General features: G+C 58.1%; 10 protein-coding genes. 6 read left to right on the top strand and 4 right to left on the bottom strand.

Annotation, left to right across the window (positions count from 1 at the left end):
• Positions 1-929 (bottom strand): biotin/lipoyl-containing protein (locus tag B1C80_RS27845; RefSeq protein WP_201723600.1); only part of this gene is annotated, 929 nt, incomplete at its 3' end.
• Between the two features lie 91 nt (positions 930-1020).
• A complete protein-coding gene (locus B1C80_RS27840; RefSeq protein ID WP_077924490.1) occupies positions 1021-3810 on the bottom strand; it encodes a 2-oxoglutarate dehydrogenase E1 component in 2790 nt (929 codons plus the stop codon).
• A 448-nt stretch (positions 3811-4258) separates the two neighbouring features.
• Between B1C80_RS27840 and B1C80_RS27835 the strand changes: the two genes are divergently transcribed.
• The 5 genes from B1C80_RS27835 to B1C80_RS27815 all read left to right on the top strand — a co-directional run bounded on the left by B1C80_RS27835 (position 4259) and on the right by B1C80_RS27815 (position 12501).
• Positions 4259-7444 carry a cyclic nucleotide-binding domain-containing protein gene (locus B1C80_RS27835; protein WP_077924491.1) on the top strand — a complete coding sequence of 1062 codons (3186 nt, stop codon included), beginning with the start codon at positions 4259-4261 and terminating at the stop codon, positions 7442-7444.
• Positions 7445-7556: 112 nt separating this feature from the next.
• The gene (locus B1C80_RS27830) at positions 7557-8927 is read left to right on the top strand and encodes an ATP-binding protein (protein WP_077924489.1); all 1371 of its coding nucleotides are present in this window, start codon (positions 7557-7559) and stop codon (positions 8925-8927) included.
• A 12-nt stretch (positions 8928-8939) separates the two neighbouring features.
• Positions 8940-11030 carry a tetratricopeptide repeat protein gene (locus B1C80_RS28835; protein WP_077924488.1) on the top strand — a complete coding sequence of 697 codons (2091 nt, stop codon included), beginning with the start codon at positions 8940-8942 and terminating at the stop codon, positions 11028-11030.
• 50 nt (positions 11031-11080) lie between these two features.
• Entirely contained in the window at positions 11081-11458 is a 378-nt protein-coding gene (locus B1C80_RS27820; RefSeq protein WP_077924487.1) for a response regulator, read from the top strand.
• Positions 11455-12501 carry an adenylate/guanylate cyclase domain-containing protein gene (locus B1C80_RS27815; RefSeq protein WP_077924486.1) on the top strand — a complete coding sequence of 349 codons (1047 nt, stop codon included), beginning with the start codon at positions 11455-11457 and terminating at the stop codon, positions 12499-12501. The genes B1C80_RS27820 and B1C80_RS27815 overlap by 4 nt, the downstream gene beginning before the upstream one ends.
• Positions 12502-12561: 60 nt before the next feature.
• On the opposite strand, the gene B1C80_RS27810 is transcribed toward B1C80_RS27815, so the two are convergent.
• Both B1C80_RS27810 and hemC read right to left on the bottom strand, forming a co-directional pair.
• Complete coding sequence (locus B1C80_RS27810; RefSeq protein ID WP_077924485.1) at positions 12562-13800, bottom strand: ABC transporter permease; 1239 nt, start codon at positions 13798-13800, stop codon at positions 12562-12564.
• A gap of 63 nt (positions 13801-13863) precedes the next feature.
• The gene (gene hemC / locus B1C80_RS27805; protein ID WP_077924484.1) at positions 13864-14793 is read right to left on the bottom strand and encodes a hydroxymethylbilane synthase; all 930 of its coding nucleotides are present in this window, start codon (positions 14791-14793) and stop codon (positions 13864-13866) included.
• A 302-nt stretch (positions 14794-15095) separates the two neighbouring features.
• Here hemC and B1C80_RS27800 point away from each other — a divergent pair, with 302 nt between their 5' ends.
• Positions 15096-15503: an Hsp20/alpha crystallin family protein gene (locus B1C80_RS27800; RefSeq protein WP_077924483.1), complete on the top strand. Its 408-nt coding sequence runs from the start codon at positions 15096-15098 to the stop codon at positions 15501-15503.
• Positions 15504-15779: the final 276 nt, after the last annotated feature.

Genomic DNA, 15779 nt, shown 5'->3' with positions numbered 1-15779 from the left:
TTAGCCGCGTAGCTTTCCTGTCCGTTGCTGCCGTTAGCCGACGGGGCCGGCGCAGCGGCCGCCGACGGAGCGGGTTGCGCGGCTGGCTGCGCCGGGCTGGGCGCAGCTTTCATAGCATCTTCTTTGGTGATGCGGCCTTCTACGCCGGTACCAGCTACCTGTTTGGCATCGATCCCTTTTTCGGCCAGGATTTTAGCCGCTGCGGGCGAGGGGTGGTTAGCCGCGTAGCTTTCCTGTCCGTTGCTGCCGTTAGCCGACGGGGCCGGCGCAGCGGCCGCCGACGGAGCGGGGCTGGGTGCGGCCTGACCAGCTGCCGAACTTGTTTCGATTTTGGCAATCAGCCCCCCGATGGGCAGGGTCTCGCCAGCCTGGGCAACGATGCGCAGGATACCAGCCGCTTCGGCGGGTAGTTCGAAGGTAGCTTTGTCTGACTCCAGTTCGCAGAGTACTTCGTCCAGCGCTACCTGATCGCCGTCTTTCTTACTCCAGGAAGCAATGGTAACTTCCGTAACCGACTCCCCAACGGCCGGCACTTTCATGTCAATAACGTTACCTCCCGTTGCAGGAGCCGCGGCTGGCGCGTCGGCCTTAGGGGCTTCGCTGGCCGGAGCGGGCTGCGGATCGGCTTTGGGCGCTTCGGCCGGAGCGGGTTCGGCCGCTGGAGCCGGAGTAGCACTACCGGTTGAGCCCGATCCGTCGGTGTCGATCGAGCAGATGCTGGCGCCAATGGGCAGTACATCGCCTTCCTGAGCCAGGATGTGCAGTACGCCATCAGCTTCGGCCGTCAGTTCAAACGTCGCTTTATCGGAATCAAGTCCACACAGGACATCGTCCATCTTTACGTGGTCACCTTCTTTTTTGTACCAGGTGCCCACGGTCACTTCGGTGATGCTTTCCCCCACTGCGGGGATCTTCATGTCAACGGCCATAATTATCGGTTTTCGGTTTTCAGGCTTCGCGGTATGTAGCTATCAGGTAAAGAAACTACCCGAAACTACATACCGTATACCCTACTCCTATTTAGTCAAACGCTCTACGAACGATGTCAGCTTGTTCCTGGGTATGTACTTTGGCATAGCCGGTAGCGGGCGAAGCTGCGGCATGGCGCGAGATAATGGGCAGGGTCAGCCCGATCCGAAGCAGGTAGGTCCAGTAGCCCATGTTTTCGGGTTCTTCCTGTACCCAGAACTTCTCGGCTTTGCCATACTGCGCCAGCACGGCATCCAGCTGCGTTTTGGGCAGCGGAGCCAGCTGTTCGAGCCGGATGATAGCCACATCGTCGCGCTGGTCGGCCTGCTGTTTGTCGAGCAGGTCGTAATAAATTTTACCCGTGCAGAGCAGTACCCGTTTTACCTTTTTCGGCTTGGCGTAGGTATCACCCAGCACCTCCTGGAACGAGCCTTTGGTAAGGTCTTCGAGGGGTGAGATGCACTTGGGATGCCGCAGCAGCGACTTGGGCGACATAACGACCAGCGGTTTCCGGAACGACCACGCCAGCTGACGACGCAGCAGGTGGAAGAAGTTAGCCGGCGACGATACGTTAGCCACGATCATGTTGTGCTCCGCGTACAGCTGCAGATATCGCTCGGGCCGGGCGTTCGAGTGCTCTGGGCCCTGGCCTTCGTAGCCATGCGGCAGAAGCAGCGTTACGCCGTTCTGGATGCCCCATTTCGACTCGGCAGCCGCAATAAACTGGTCGATGATCAGCTGGGCGCCGTTCGAGAAATCACCGAACTGCGCTTCCCAGATCACGAGCGCGTGGGGGTTGGCCATGGCGTAGCCATATTCGAAACCGAGAACGCCGTACTCCGACAACAGCGAGTTGTAGGCCTGAAACTTCGGCTGGCCTTCTTTGATGAAGTCGAGCGATGAATAGGTTGCGTTCGTCTCTACGTCGTGCAGGACGGCATGGCGGTGCGAGAACGTGCCCCGCTGTACGTCCTGGCCGCTCAGCCGAACGGGGCGACCGTCCAGCAGCAGCGACCCGTAGGCCAGCAGCTCGGCCGTTCCCCAGTTTACCGTTTTGGTTTCGGTGAGCATGGTCTGCCGATCTTTCAGCAGCTTTTCGATCTGCTTCAGTGGCTTGAAGCCCTCGGGTATTTTTACCAGCGCCTGACCAATCTGATCGAGCGTTTCGGCGGGCACCCCCGTCTCGGGCGACTTCTCGAAATCCTGCGGCTCGGCAAAGCGGAGCTCAGCCCAGTCGAGGTCAAGCCGGAGGGGTTTGTAAGGAATCTCGGCTTTCTGCTTAACCCGATCGAGCCGATCCTGCAGTTGCTTCTTGAACTCGGTATCCATCCGCTGCGCCAGCTCCGCGTCTACATCGCCCCGCTCGATGAGCAGGTTTTTGTACAGCTCGCGCAGGTTGGCCCGCTTGTCGATGATGCTGTACATGGTCGGCTGGGTAAACTTCGGTTCATCCGACTCGTTGTGTCCGTAGCGCCGGTAACATACCATGTCGATAAACACGTCGCGGTTGAATTTCTCACGGAATTCAACCGCCAGCTTGGCGCAGAAAGTTACCGCTTCCGGATCGTCGCCGTTGACGTGGAAAATGGGAGCGTCGATGATCTTGGCAATATCCGAGCAGTAGATCGACGAGCGCGCATCGTCAAAATCGGTGGTAAAGCCGACCTGGTTGTTGATCACGAAATGTACCGTACCGCCGGTCTGATAGCCAGCCAGCTTGGCCATCTGGGTTACTTCGTACACGATACCCTGTCCCGCCACGGCCGCGTCGCCATGGATCAGAATCGGCATGATCTTGGTGAAATCGCCGTTATATTCTTCATCGGCCTGCGCCCGCACGAATCCTTCCACGACCGGATTAACGGCTTCGAGGTGTGAGGGGTTAGGGGCCAGCTTCACGCTGATCTGTTTACCGTTGGGCGTTTCGGTTAGGCTCGAGTAGCCGAGGTGGTATTTTACGTCGCCGTCGCCATGCACCTGCTGGGGTACATTGCCTTCGAAACCGTCGAAGATCGATTCGTACGATTTACCCAGAATGTTGGCCAGCACGTTGAGACGACCCCGGTGGGCCATCCCGATCATCACCTCTTCAACACCCATATCGGCGGCCGTACTGATGATGGTGTCGAGGGCGGGAATGGTGGCTTCACCGCCTTCGAGCGAAAAGCGCTTCTGACCGAGGTATTTGGTAGCCAGGAAGTTTTCGAATACCGACGCTTCGTTCAGCTTTTCGAGAATACGCTTCTTCTCCGACACCGAAGGGCTGAAGACCAGCGCTTCTTTCTCGATTTTGTTGCGGAGCCAGTTTTTAACGTCCAGCTCCCGGATGTACATATACTCAAAGCCGATGTTCCCCGCGTAGATCTTCTGGAGCGACTCCATGATCTTGCGCAGGGTAGCCGGTCCAATACCCAGCAGCTTACCCGATTCGAAGGTCGTATCGAGGTCGGCGTCAGACAGGGCGTAGTCAGGCAGGTCAACGCGGGGCTGACGATCTTTCCGGGCTTTGAGCGGGTTGGTTTTGGCCAGCAGGTGCCCCCGCGAGCGGTAGGCTTTGATCAGGCTGGCTACTGATACTTCTTTTTCGCGGTCCGACGGGTCGGCATGGCTGGCATCCACGGGTTTCGTAGCAGCCGCCTGGCCGTTTGTGGCTGCGCCGTTGGTTTTGGCCGCGCCGTTGGTTGTTGATCCGGCAGTTTCGCCGTAGGTTAAGGAGAACTCAAATCCTTTAAAAAATTGCTGCCAGCTTTGGTCAACTGATTGAGGGTCTTGCTTATAAGACTGGTACAGTTGATCTACGTAAGCCGCGTCAGAGTTGGCAATGTATGAATACTGGTCCATGACGAAGGCGCGTCGTTGTTTTGACCCGCAAAGGTAGCGTATCAGTCAGACAGTTGACCGCAAAAATTATCGTTTTTATTGATTCCGTTCAGGTAACGACGCCCGTACCAATACAACAGTATTTATGTCCGTTTGGTTGGCATCCCCGCTTCTGCCCTACGTTCTCTCGTCCTGCCCCGGTTGCCGAACCCTTCCGAATACACGCTGTACCGATCGAGCAGGTGATTCAGCGACCTTTCCCGACGTGTATCGCCAGCCCGGCAGCAGCCATACCGATTAGTAGACCCTATACGTACGTATATGCCTTCGGTAGATAGGCGCAGACCAGCTATCCGGTTAGCCTGCCCGATGGCGGGCGGATAGAGCTGCCGAAACTAAACCCGCGCCCGAAAAGCGGTTTAGACGGTCAGTGCTTATCTTTGAGGGTAAATCGCGTTTCCATTTCACCATGAACGTCGGAACCGACACCTCTTCTGCATCACCATCACCCCTGGCTCAACGCTGGCAGCGGGCAGTGGGTATTCGACCCGAAGAAGCCCGTACGGTTGGGCTTTTTTTTGTCCATAACTTCCTGCTGGGCATCGGTACCATCCTGATTTACGTAGCCGCCAATGCCATACTGCTCGAGAACCATCCCGAAACCAGCCTGCCAATTGCGTACGTAGCCTCTGCGCTGGGGATGATCGTGGTGGGACGGCTCTACGCGTATTATGAACATCATCTGCTGTTGAGCAGCCTGGCCATGCGGGTGCTGCTTTCGGTCGTGGTGATGACGGTAGTGGTGGGCGTGCTGGTTGAGGTAGGTCATTCGGTGGCGGCTGCGGTGGCCATCATGGTTGGGTACCGAATCATCTATCTGCTGACCAATCTGGAGTTCTGGGGCGTTTCGGCGGTGGTGTTCGATACCCGCCAGAGCAAGCGGCTGTTCAGCGTCATCAGTTCGGGCGATATGCCCGCCAAAGCCATCGGTGCTGTTCTGGCCGCGCTGGTGCATGCCCACGAAGAAGTACTTCGACTCCTGGTCGTCGCGCTGGCCGCGTTTGTTGCCTCGCTCTATATTCTGCGGCTTACGGTCCGATCGCACGAGGTTCACGCCCCCCACCGCCCCAGCCGGGCTACCCGCCGGGAAGAGTCGCAGCTGATCGAGAAACGATTCGGGGGCAGTAAGCTGATCTTCTTCATGTGCCTGAGTCTGGCTACGCTGGCGGCCGTGGCTACCCAGATCGAGTACAGTTTCTTTGTCAACGTAAAGCACCGTTTTCATGACCAGACCGACGTCATCTACTACGTCAGCCTGGTGCTGGCGCTTACCTACGGGGTAGCCATGGTCGTTAAGCTCCTGCTGTCGCGGCAGGCCCTCGACCGGTTTGGGGTACAGCGTTCGCTGCTCGTGCTGCCCTGGGTAGCGCTGGCCGGGCTGGCCGGACTGGTCGTTCTGAACATGATCACGACCGACGAGACAACCCGGCTGGTATACTTCTGCGGCCTCTACCTGCTCTTCGAAGTAGTACGCCGATCGCTGTTCGACCCCGTCTTTCTGGTGTTGTTCCAGCCCCTGTCGGCTCCGCAGCGGCTCAAGGGCCATACGGTAGCCAAAGGGTTTTACGAGCCGATCGGTTTGGGAATAGCGGGTTTCCTGATATTTGCGCTGCACGCCCGCCCCGCCATCGAAGCGCTGATGCCTCTGGTCTGGATCGTGCTGCTGGGCGTACTGGTGTGGCTGCTCGACCAAACCTACAATCATTACCTGCACGAACTCAACGACGCCATTGGCCGACGGTTTCTCGAACGCGACCAGCTGGCCATGCCCGCTACGGCGTCGTCGGCAGTAACAGCCCGGCTGCGCAGCAGCAACCCCGACGATGTGACGGCAGCTATCGGCTGGCTCGATCAGCACAACCCCGACGAACTGGGCCGGCAGTTACCAACCTTACTGACCCACGCCAGCCCATCGGTGCGGCAACGTACCCTGACCGTAGCCGCCCGGACTAACCAGCCCCTGCCGGTTGCGCCCGTTCGTCATATTGCCCTGACCGATTCCGACCCTGCCCTGCGCGAGCAGGCCGCTTACCTGCTGGGCCGACGCATCAGCGCCGACCCGGCTGAGCTGGCCCCGCTCCTGAACCATACCGACGTCACCATTCGCCAGGGTGCCATCCGGGGAGTGCTGGAGCTGAACCCACGCGATCCGGTGGGTGTACGTAGCCTGACCGAGCTGACCAACGCGTCGGACCCGGGGCGGCAGCGAATGGCACTGGGCCTGATTGGCCGACTGCGCCTGACCGACTTTGCCCCTACCGTAACCCGTTACCTGACCCAGAGCCAGAACGGGCTGCTGAACGACGCCATGCTGGCCGCTGGTCAACTCACCGATCTGGGGCTGGCCCGGCACCTGGTAGACCGCCTAACCAGCAAAACGGCCGGACGTGTTGCGGCCAACGCCCTGAAAGGCAGCCAGGCCGACGTGCTGCCGCTTTTGCAGGAAGCCTGGCGGAACACGACCGACCCCGTACTGATTCAGCGTATAGCCATTATCTGCGGCACCATCCGCACCCCCCGGAGCCGTCAGTTTCTGAACGAACTGGCCCGGCAGTCCGATTTACGGGTGCGGGGCGCTGCGCTGCGGGCCCTCCGCCGTTTTCCCAACGAACCCGCCGACGATCAGGCCTTCCGGTCCCTGCTCCACGATGAACTGGCGCTGGCCCACCGAATTCTGCATGGCACCCTCACCGAAACGGACGACAGCCTGGTTCAGTCGCTGGACTATGAGCTGACCGTACTGCGGCAACGCCTGTTCGACGTGCTGACCCAGCTTTACGACTCCGAAACCATTGCCGGTGCCCGACTGGGGGTAGGCCACCCCGCCCGCGAGCGCCGGGCCAACGCCCTAGAACTTCTCGACAACCTGATTCCGCGCAACGTTTACCAGACCCTGCAGGTACTGGTCGACGACCTAAACCGGGCCGAAAAAGTGCGTATTCTCGATGCCGAACTCGGTCCGTTCAAGGACCCTGAATCCATCCGTTCGTATATACTCCGAACCGGCGAAACTGTATTTTCGGCCTGGACGGTTGGTCTCGTGTTGCGCGCCATACCCGCCAGCCAGGCCGACGAAGCTCGTCAGCTGCTGAGCCGTACGTCTGTTCTGTCGCCTTTACTTATGAATCACTCGTCTACTTCTACCAGCCAGATTCCCGACTATGACCGGGTGTTGCTGCTGGCCAACACCAGCCTGTTTGCCCAAACGCCCGAAAACGTACTGGCCAGTATTACCCCGATCATGAAGGAAGAATCGTACCAGCCTGGCGATGTCATCTTCCGGAAAGGCGACCTCGGCACGGCTCTGTACGTCATCGATACCGGCCAGGTAAGTATTCTGGATGGCGACACCGAGCTGGCTCGTTTTGGCCGGGGCGATTTTTTCGGGGAGCTGGCGCTGCTCGATACCGAATCCCGATCAGCTACCGCCGAAGCGGTGGAAGAAGTCAGGCTGCTGCGGCTCGACCAGGACGACTTCTTTGACCTGATGGAAGAGCGGGGCGAGGTGCTGCGTAGCATCGTCAGAAGTTTGTCGGGGCGAATTCGGCGGCAGAATGAGCTTCTGGCGGGTCGGCCTACGTCGGTATCTACCTAATCAACCGACTAACATACGTAAGCTCCGCTGGCGTGTATCAGCCGTTGTTCGGTTGGCGTTTGGTATCTATCTTGCCCACACTAAACCACCCACACGCCAAACCTACCTGACCATGGATGAGGATGAAATCTCGTCGTCACTCTTTACGCTGCTGATCATCTGGCAGACAAGGCGATTTCTTGATACAAAAAATCGGGTTCCTCAATGGGACTGGTGGCTCAAGAACTACTGGTTTATCAACGTTGCCCTGATCGGTCTCAGCACCGTTACCGACGAGGACTTTCCGCTCCGCCTGATCTGGCTGATTGCCCTGGGCATGGTCGGCTATACGGTCCACCTGCTTAGCCCCAACCAGGCCGCCCGTACGGCCTTCCTGGCGGTAGCGCCGTTCATGGTCCTGATGTCTGTTTTCAAAGTCATCGAGGACCTGTTTCCGAAGTTTGCCAAAACATACGACAACTTCATTGACTCGGCCGTCAGCTTTTCGCTGATCTGGCTTGTTGCCTTCCTGATTGTGGCCAGCCGCCAGAAAAAAGCGCTGATCAAGCTGGAACAGGAACGTGAGATCGAAGCGGCCGAACGACGAAAAATTGAGGCCCGCAAGCAGGAACTCGAGTACCTGGTGGCCCAGCGTACGGCCGAAATTACCAGTCAGAAAGAAGAGCTGGAACAGGCGCTGACCGAGCTGAAAGCGACCCAGAACCAGCTCATCCACAGCGAGAAAATGGCGTCGCTGGGTGAGCTGACGGCCGGCATCGCCCACGAGATCCAGAACCCCCTCAACTTCGTCAACAACTTCGCCGAGGTATCCGTCGAGCTCATCGACGAAATCGCCGACGAGCACCACAAACCAAACCCCGACCCCCAGCTCACCGACGAGCTGCTGACCGACCTGCGCCAGAACCTGCAGAAGATCAGCCAGCACGGCAGCCGGGCTTCCAGCATTGTCAGGGGCATGCTCCAGCACAGCCGGGCCTCCAGCGGCCAGCGCGAGCCGACCGATCTGAACGCGCTCTGCGAGGAGTACTTGCGGCTGGCCTACCACGGCCTGCGAGCTAAAGACAAAACATTCAACGCCAGTTTCAGCGCTGAACTCGACGCCAGCCTCGGCCTCGTGACGGTTGTTCCCCAGGACCTGGGCCGGGTGCTGCTCAACCTCTACACCAACGCCTTCTACGCCGTTCAGAGCCGGCAGAAAGCTGAACAGGGGCAGACCAGTTCGTACCAGCCTACCGTAACGGTTACGACCGAATGCGTTGGTAACGAAGTCCGGATTCGGGTTCGGGACAACGGCGTTGGTATGCCCGAGTCGATCCTGACCAAGATTTTTCAGCCATTTTTCACCACCAAACCCACCGGCGAAGGAACCGGACTGGGCCTGTCTCTGTCCTACGACATCATTACTAAGGGACACGGTGGTACAATAGAAGTCAAAAGCCGCGAAGGCGAAGGCACCGAGTTTATTATCGAACTACCCGCCTAGGTATATGCTCCTATGAGAAGACAATGGCTGCTTGGTGTTACCTGCTTGCTGCTCCTGACCCTGGGCTATCGGGTACGGGCGCAGGACTCGCTGATCAGGGCGCTCACCCGGCAGCTGGCGATTACCAAAACCGATACTGGTCGGGTTAACCGGCTGATCGATCTGGCCAATGCCTCAACCGATACCAATCGAGTGTCGGCCCTTCAATATAGCAACGAGGCTCTGGCGCTCGCGCGCGCTATCAACTACAAGCCAGGCATCGCCATGGCGCAGTTCACGCTGGGTCGGGCTTACAGCAACCTCAACAACTACGACCGGGCGGTATCGCATCTGAACGCAGCCGGCGATGGCTTCAGCCAGTTGCAGGATAGCCTGGGGGTGGCCCGGGTCCAGAGCCGACTCGCCTGGGTAAGCATTCAGCGGGGCGACTATGCCACCGCCTTTGAACTGGGCCAGCAGAGCCTGCGCGTTGCTGAACAACGGAACGACCTGCTGCTGATTCGACAGACGCATTCTCACCTGGGTTCCCTCCATATTCTGCTTGGCGATTATACCCTGGCCCTCGAGTTCCTGACAACCGCCATGGATGAACACGAGCGGGCTAACGACCTCAGAAGCGTATGCCGAACCCTGAACGCCCTTGGCGAACTGTACCGGCTGAAAGGCGACCCGGAAAAAGCGCAGAACTACTACGACAAATCGATCCGGCTGGCCGAATCGCTCCAGAACCCACTGCTACGGGCAGAGGCCGAGAGTAATCTGGCGGCCGTAGAAACGGAGCAGGGTCAGCCCCTGGCGGCTATCCGAACCGCCCACCGGTCGCTTCGGGTGCTGCTGGCCGAAGGAGCCTACGAGGTAATTGCCTGGGCGCAGACGGTGATGGCCCGGGCGCAGCTGGCCACCAACCGGGCCGACAGCGCCGTCTATTACGGGCAGAAGAGCTGGAACCTCAGCCGGCAAATTGGCTATAAGGAAGTTATCCGGGATGCCAGCCAGATACTGGCGCAGTCTTACGCCCGGCAAAATGACTACCAGCGCGCTTACCAGTATCAGCAGACATTCATAGCCTACAACGACACCCTGCTGGGCGCCCAGACCCGGCAGCAGCTAACCATTCTTCAGCAGAACGCCAAGGCAGCCGAACAGCAGGCCGCGGCCATTTTGCAGGCCGAAGAAGACCAACGACAACAGCAACGGCTGATCGGGGCGCTGATCGGGCTGGGATTACTGGGCGTTGTGGCCCTCGTTTTATGGCGTAGCAACCGCCAGCAGACCCGTACCAATGCCCAGCTCCGGCAGCAGCAGGCCGAACTGAAGGCCGCCCAGAACCAGCTCATTCAGCAGGAAAAGCTGGCCTCGCTGGGTGAGCTGACGGCCGGCATCGCCCACGAGATCCAGAACCCCCTCAACTTCGTCAACAACTTCGCCGAGGTCTCCGTCGAACTCATCGACGAAATCGCCGACGAGCACCACAAACCAAACCCCGACCCCCAGCTCACCGACGAGCTGCTGACCGACCTGCGCCAGAACCTACAGAAGATCAGCCAGCACGGCGGCCGGGCTTCCAGCATTGTCAGGGGCATGCTCCAGCACAGCCGGGCCTCCAGCGGCCAGCGCGAGCCGACCGATCTGAACGCGCTTTGCGAGGAGTACTTGCGGCTGGCCTACCACGGCCTGCGGGCTAAAGACAAAACCTTTAACGCCAGTTTTCAGGTTGATCCGGACCCGGCGCTGGGTCCGGTACAGGTGATGCCTCAGGATCTGGGCCGGGTGCTGCTCAACCTCTACACCAACGCCTTCTACGCCGTTCAGAGCCGGCAGAAAACCACGCCGACGGCTGGCTACCAACCCGAAGTAACGGCCCAGGTTCGACTGGAAAATGACCAGGCCGTTATCCGGATTCGGGATAACGGTACCGGGATTCCGGCCGCGCTGCTCTCCAAGATTTTTCAGCCGTTTTTCACCACCAAACCCACCGGCGAAGGAACCGGGCTGGGCCTGTCGCTGGCCTACGATATCATTACCAAAGGGCACGGCGGTACCCTGGACGTTGACAGCCACGAAGGACAGGGTACAACATTTACCCTTAAACTACCGACCTGACGGCACCACGCTGCCCACAAACCGCTTATCTTTGACTAACTCGATCTGCCATGAAAATATTAGTTGTTGACGACGAACCAGACGTAAAAGATTTGTTTGAGCAGCGGTTTCGACGCGAAGTTCGGAATGGTGAGTTTGAACTGGCCTTTGCCAACTCGGGCGAAGAAGCCATAACCTATTTGTCGAGTAGGCCCTCAGAAGTAGTGCTGATTCTGTCGGACATCAACATGCCCGGCATGAGCGGTTTCGAGCTGTTACGGCATATCCGGGCCGACTTCAACGCTCCGCCCCCGCCCGTTGTCATGATGATTACGGCCTATGGCGATCCCGAATCGCAGCAGCAGGCGGCTACACTCGGGGCCAACGATTTCCTGACCAAGCCGCTCGACTTCACTGTACTTAAAGAAAAACTTCGCACCATTGCATGAAAGCGAAAATATTGGTGGTTGACGACGAAACCGATCTTGAACTCCTCATCAAGCAGAAGTTTCGGCGTCAGATTCGTGAAAAACAGTACGAGTTTGTATTTGCCCACGATGGCAACGAAGCGCTTACGCTGATCGACCAGCAGCCCGATATCGATATGGTACTGACCGATATCAACATGCCCGGTATGGATGGGCTGACGCTGCTGATCCGGCTCCATGAGACAAATCCAATGCTCAAAGCCGTTATCGTGTCGGCCTATGGCGACATGGATAACATTCGTACCGCCATGAACCGGGGGGCTTTTGATTTCGTAACCAAGCCGGTCAACTTCGAAGACCTTGAGGTGACGATGGAGAAAACCATGGCCTACATCGGCCAGCTCCGCCAGACCTTGCAGGCGATTAAGGAAAACAATATTCTGCGGATGTACGTCGATGAGTCGGTGCTGACGTTTATGAGCCGCGCCGAATTTGAAACCTCCCTTCTGGCCAGCGAAACCGTAACGGCCACCGTCATGTTCATCGACATCTGCGGTTTTACGGCTATTGCCGAACGCGAAACGGCCGATACCGTAGTCAGGCTGGTAAACCGGTATTTCGACGTGATGGTCAAGGAGATCATTGCGCAGAGCGGCCACGTCGATAAGTTCATGGGCGATGCCGTGATGGCCGTATTCCGGGGCGACTACCACCTCGACCGGGCCATCGAAGCCGCGCTGGGCGTTCGCGCGCAGATCGCTTCGCTGGAAGACAACCTGCCTCATCATACCAGCTACCACCCGCAGGTGGCCATCGGCATCAACACGGGCGAGATGGTTTCGGGGAACATCGGCTCAACGGCGCTCCGGCGGCTCGACTACACCGTCATCGGCGACACCGTCAATACGGCCCAGCGCCTGCAGTCGGTGGCCCGGGCGGGGCAGATTGTCATCACCGAAGCGGCTCAGCAACAGGTAGCCGAGTCGTTCACCTGCGAGCCTCTCGGTGAAGCCACCCTCAAGAATAAAGCAGCCCCGGTTATGATTTACAATGTAATGGGCTAAACCGAGCCCGGCCAGAAGCGGGAAGAAGCGGGAACAGTCCGGCCTCTTCCCGCTTTTTGTTTACTCTTCGGCCAGCGTCCGGGAGATGTTCATGCGGTAAACGCCCAGGGCAGGCAGGGCTGCAGCCAGGAGTCCGATCAGCAACGCTACGCCCAGCAGGGTCCACTCTTCGGGCAGGATGCCAAAAGCCGCCAGGTTGTAATGATATTCGGAGGACACACTCGTCGAGAAAAGCCATAAACCAACCCGGCTCAGCAGTATACCCAGCCCAAAGCCAATCAGCGCCAGCACCAGCCCCTCGAGCAGGAGCATCATGAACAGCTGAACGCGGGTAGCGCCCATCGACAGCATCAGGGCCATTTCGTAGCGCCTTTCTTTCAGTGAGTTATACAGCGACACGAACACGCTGACCCCGGAAATCAGCATGATGACAATGGCCAGGCCCCGCAGCGTTTCGACGCCTACGCCGAGCAGGGAAAACAGCCGGTTCACCTCAATATTGGGCAGGGCCGCCTGTAGTTTGGAGTTCTGGTTGATACCCCGCGCCAGCATCATACCCAGCGGGTTCCGAAACTTGATAAGCATACTCGTAATCTCACGCGGTTCCTCTTCGTGCGCTTCGCCGTCTTCGTGGGCTTCGCCTTCGTGATGATCTTCGTCGTGGTGCTCCTCACCGGCTTCGTGGTGTCCGTGGATAGCCCAGACGCTCGAAACGGGAGTCAGGATAAGCTGATCCGTAACGGTATTGGTTCCGTTCAGGATGCCTACTACCTTGTATTTCGAGTCGGCATGTTCTTCGCCCTCATCGTCCAGCCCATGCGAGCTGGCAAACGTATCGCCGAGTTTCAGCCCGGCCACTTCGGCAACCCTCGGCCCGATCACCACCTCCAGATCCTGTTTGAACAGCTGCCCCTGCGCCACGGTAGCGCCAAAATGATCGAGGTATTTTTTGTTCGTACCCACAATCCGGAACGAGCGGTAATTATCGCCCATGGCCAGCGGGATGGCCGTCTTGATCATCGGGTTGCGCGTCAGCCGTTCGGCCTCCTCGAGCGGGATATTCCCCACTGGCGCATCGACCTGGTAAATGCTCGACAGGATCAGTTGCAGCGGGCTACCCTTGGCGCCAATCACCATATCGATGCCACGGATGTTCCGCCGGAACTGATCGTCGAGCTGTTTATTCAGCAACAGCAACAGCGAAATAATCGTGATCCCGAAGGTCATCAGCAGCCCGCTCAGAAAGCTGCTCAGGGGTTTGTCGGTAAGGTTACTCCAGCTGATTCGGAAAAGGTTCATGATTCGTCTGGTCAGGTTGTAGCGCTGGCTATGTATGGGCCCGCCAACCGGCTGGCCCGGCTTTTATTCACTCAGTTGATGCCGGATTGCCTGTAAAATAACGTCGCCCCCCTGTGCCAGAATGTGTTCAGCCAGAGCATGTCCGAGCCGTTCGGCGTCATGGGCCGGGCCGCTGTACGTTTCGCGCAGCATGTCCTGCCCGTCGAGGCTGATTAGCCCACCTGTCAGGCTCAGCGTCTCCTCAGCGTAGGTAGCCAGGGCAAATACCGGAATGCTGCACCCGCCTTCGAGACGGCGCAGGTAAGCCCGCTCGGCTTTCAGGGCAGCCTCGGTTGGTTCGTGGTTGGTCAGTCGGCGGATGGCTTCCTGTTTCCCGATAGCCAGTGTGCTGGCCGCTTCGATGGCTACGCTCCCCTGACCAACGGCGGGCGTAAACTCAGCAACCGGTAGCTGTTCGGCAATCAGATCATCGTACTGCATGCGGTGTACGCCCGCATAGGCCAGCAGCAGCGCATCGCACTGGCCTTCGTCGAGTTTGCGCAGCCGGGTCTGGAGGTTACCCCGCATGTCGACCACCCGGATGTGCGGACAAAAATGGCGCAGCATAGCCACCCGCCGGGTCGACGAGGTCCCGATCACAAACGGCTGTCCGCTGGTCAGCGACAGGGATGGATCACGGCTTACGAGGACATCGTTCACCTGTTCACGCTCCGTAAAAGCGATAATACCCAGGTCAGCCGGCAGCGATGATTGCAGGTCTTTGGCGCTGTGCACGGCAATGTCGATCGTACCGGCCCGAAGCTGATCTTCCAGCTCCTGCGTAAAAACGCCTTTGCTGCCGATTTTAGCCAGCGACCGATCCAGAATCTGATCCCCTTTTGTCTCGATCAGGACCAGCTCGGACGTAAGTCCGCCGGCTTGCAGTAAGGTCTGTATATAGTCCGCCTGCCACACGGCCAGGCGGCTGCTGCGGGTTCCAATTCGGATATGCATAATGCCGACAAAGATACGGCATTACAAGCCGAAAAACAGGCTTCCTGCTGCGGCTTCCGTGCTGACGCTGTGTGGAATGTGAACCACAGAATCCCCACAAACCGCGACAATCCTTATACACTCATGAGCGCTAATCGGTAACTGCCTTATCTAGGAAAATAGGGCAGGATCGCGTCAAAAAGGCATATAATGAGCCAAAAGGCGGCCAAATTCCTGACAGCTTGTCGGCTTTGGCGGGCCGAGGCCGCTTAGGCACGGGGTTTGTTTATCAAATAGTATCTGAACAGTAAACAGCAACACCTATGAAAGCGATAGAAAATGTATTTCAGGGTACGGGCGGACAGATTGATTTGCTTAATACCTTATATGGCGGTTCGAGTCAGACAACGATGCAGGTTGAGCGAGAAGACGAACGGCTGGTAATTACGTTATCAGCTCCCGGTGTGCGTGCCAACGCGTTCAACGTGCTGGTCGAAGGCAGTAAACTCGTACTGTATACCCTGCTGGTCAATACCTCGGTTACTCAGGATGAAGAAGGCGGCTCGCAGCGGCTGGCGGTACCCATGTTTCTGCGGGTGCTGGACATCCCGTCTTTTGTTGACGCCGACCAGATCGAAGCCATTCACGAACACGGTCAGGTAATGATTATGCTACCCTTCAAAGACGAAGAGCATCTGCATCGCCGGATCGACATCAAAGATCTTTTCTAGTGAATCAATCCATCCGGGACCTCTTTGCGTCCTGTAGCCTATAGATGAATACCCTGGTCGCTTTTACGAAAGCGACCTTTTTTTGTGCCCTGCATTTTGATACTGCCTCTTTGATAGGTGTTTAAGAAGGCAAACCCACGCAGACGCCGAATTTTTCACCCCCCAGCCCCCTAAAGGGGGAGCCGTCCGCGCCGAATGGGCTCCCCCTTTAGGGGGCTGGGGGACGAAAAGGCAGCCCATCTAGCCGACTAACGTCCGCAAGTATGTTCCCCAAAC

The sequence above is a fragment of the Spirosoma sp. 209 genome, assembly GCF_002006735.1.
Taxonomy (GTDB): domain Bacteria; phylum Bacteroidota; class Bacteroidia; order Cytophagales; family Spirosomataceae; genus Spirosoma; species Spirosoma sordidisoli.
The sequence above is the reverse complement of the archived record's forward strand: the minus strand, read 5'-3'. Positions and strand labels throughout refer to the sequence as shown.

What these genes read in the sequence shown, in the direction of transcription:
- B1C80_RS27840 (WP_077924490.1), bottom strand. Translation starts at nt 3,810, where the DNA reads ATGGACCAGTATTCATACATTGCCAACTCTGACGCGGCTTACGTAGAT.
- B1C80_RS27835 (WP_077924491.1), top strand. Translation starts at nt 4,259, where the DNA reads ATGAACGTCGGAACCGACACCTCTTCTGCATCACCATCACCCCTGGCT.
- B1C80_RS27830 (WP_077924489.1), top strand. Translation starts at nt 7,557, where the DNA reads ATGGATGAGGATGAAATCTCGTCGTCACTCTTTACGCTGCTGATCATC.
- B1C80_RS28835 (WP_077924488.1), top strand. Translation starts at nt 8,940, where the DNA reads ATGAGAAGACAATGGCTGCTTGGTGTTACCTGCTTGCTGCTCCTGACC.
- B1C80_RS27820 (WP_077924487.1), top strand. Translation starts at nt 11,081, where the DNA reads ATGAAAATATTAGTTGTTGACGACGAACCAGACGTAAAAGATTTGTTT.
- B1C80_RS27815 (WP_077924486.1), top strand. Translation starts at nt 11,455, where the DNA reads ATGAAAGCGAAAATATTGGTGGTTGACGACGAAACCGATCTTGAACTC.
- B1C80_RS27810 (WP_077924485.1), bottom strand. Translation starts at nt 13,800, where the DNA reads ATGAACCTTTTCCGAATCAGCTGGAGTAACCTTACCGACAAACCCCTG.
- hemC (WP_077924484.1), bottom strand. Translation starts at nt 14,793, where the DNA reads ATGCATATCCGAATTGGAACCCGCAGCAGCCGCCTGGCCGTGTGGCAG.
- B1C80_RS27800 (WP_077924483.1), top strand. Translation starts at nt 15,096, where the DNA reads ATGAAAGCGATAGAAAATGTATTTCAGGGTACGGGCGGACAGATTGAT.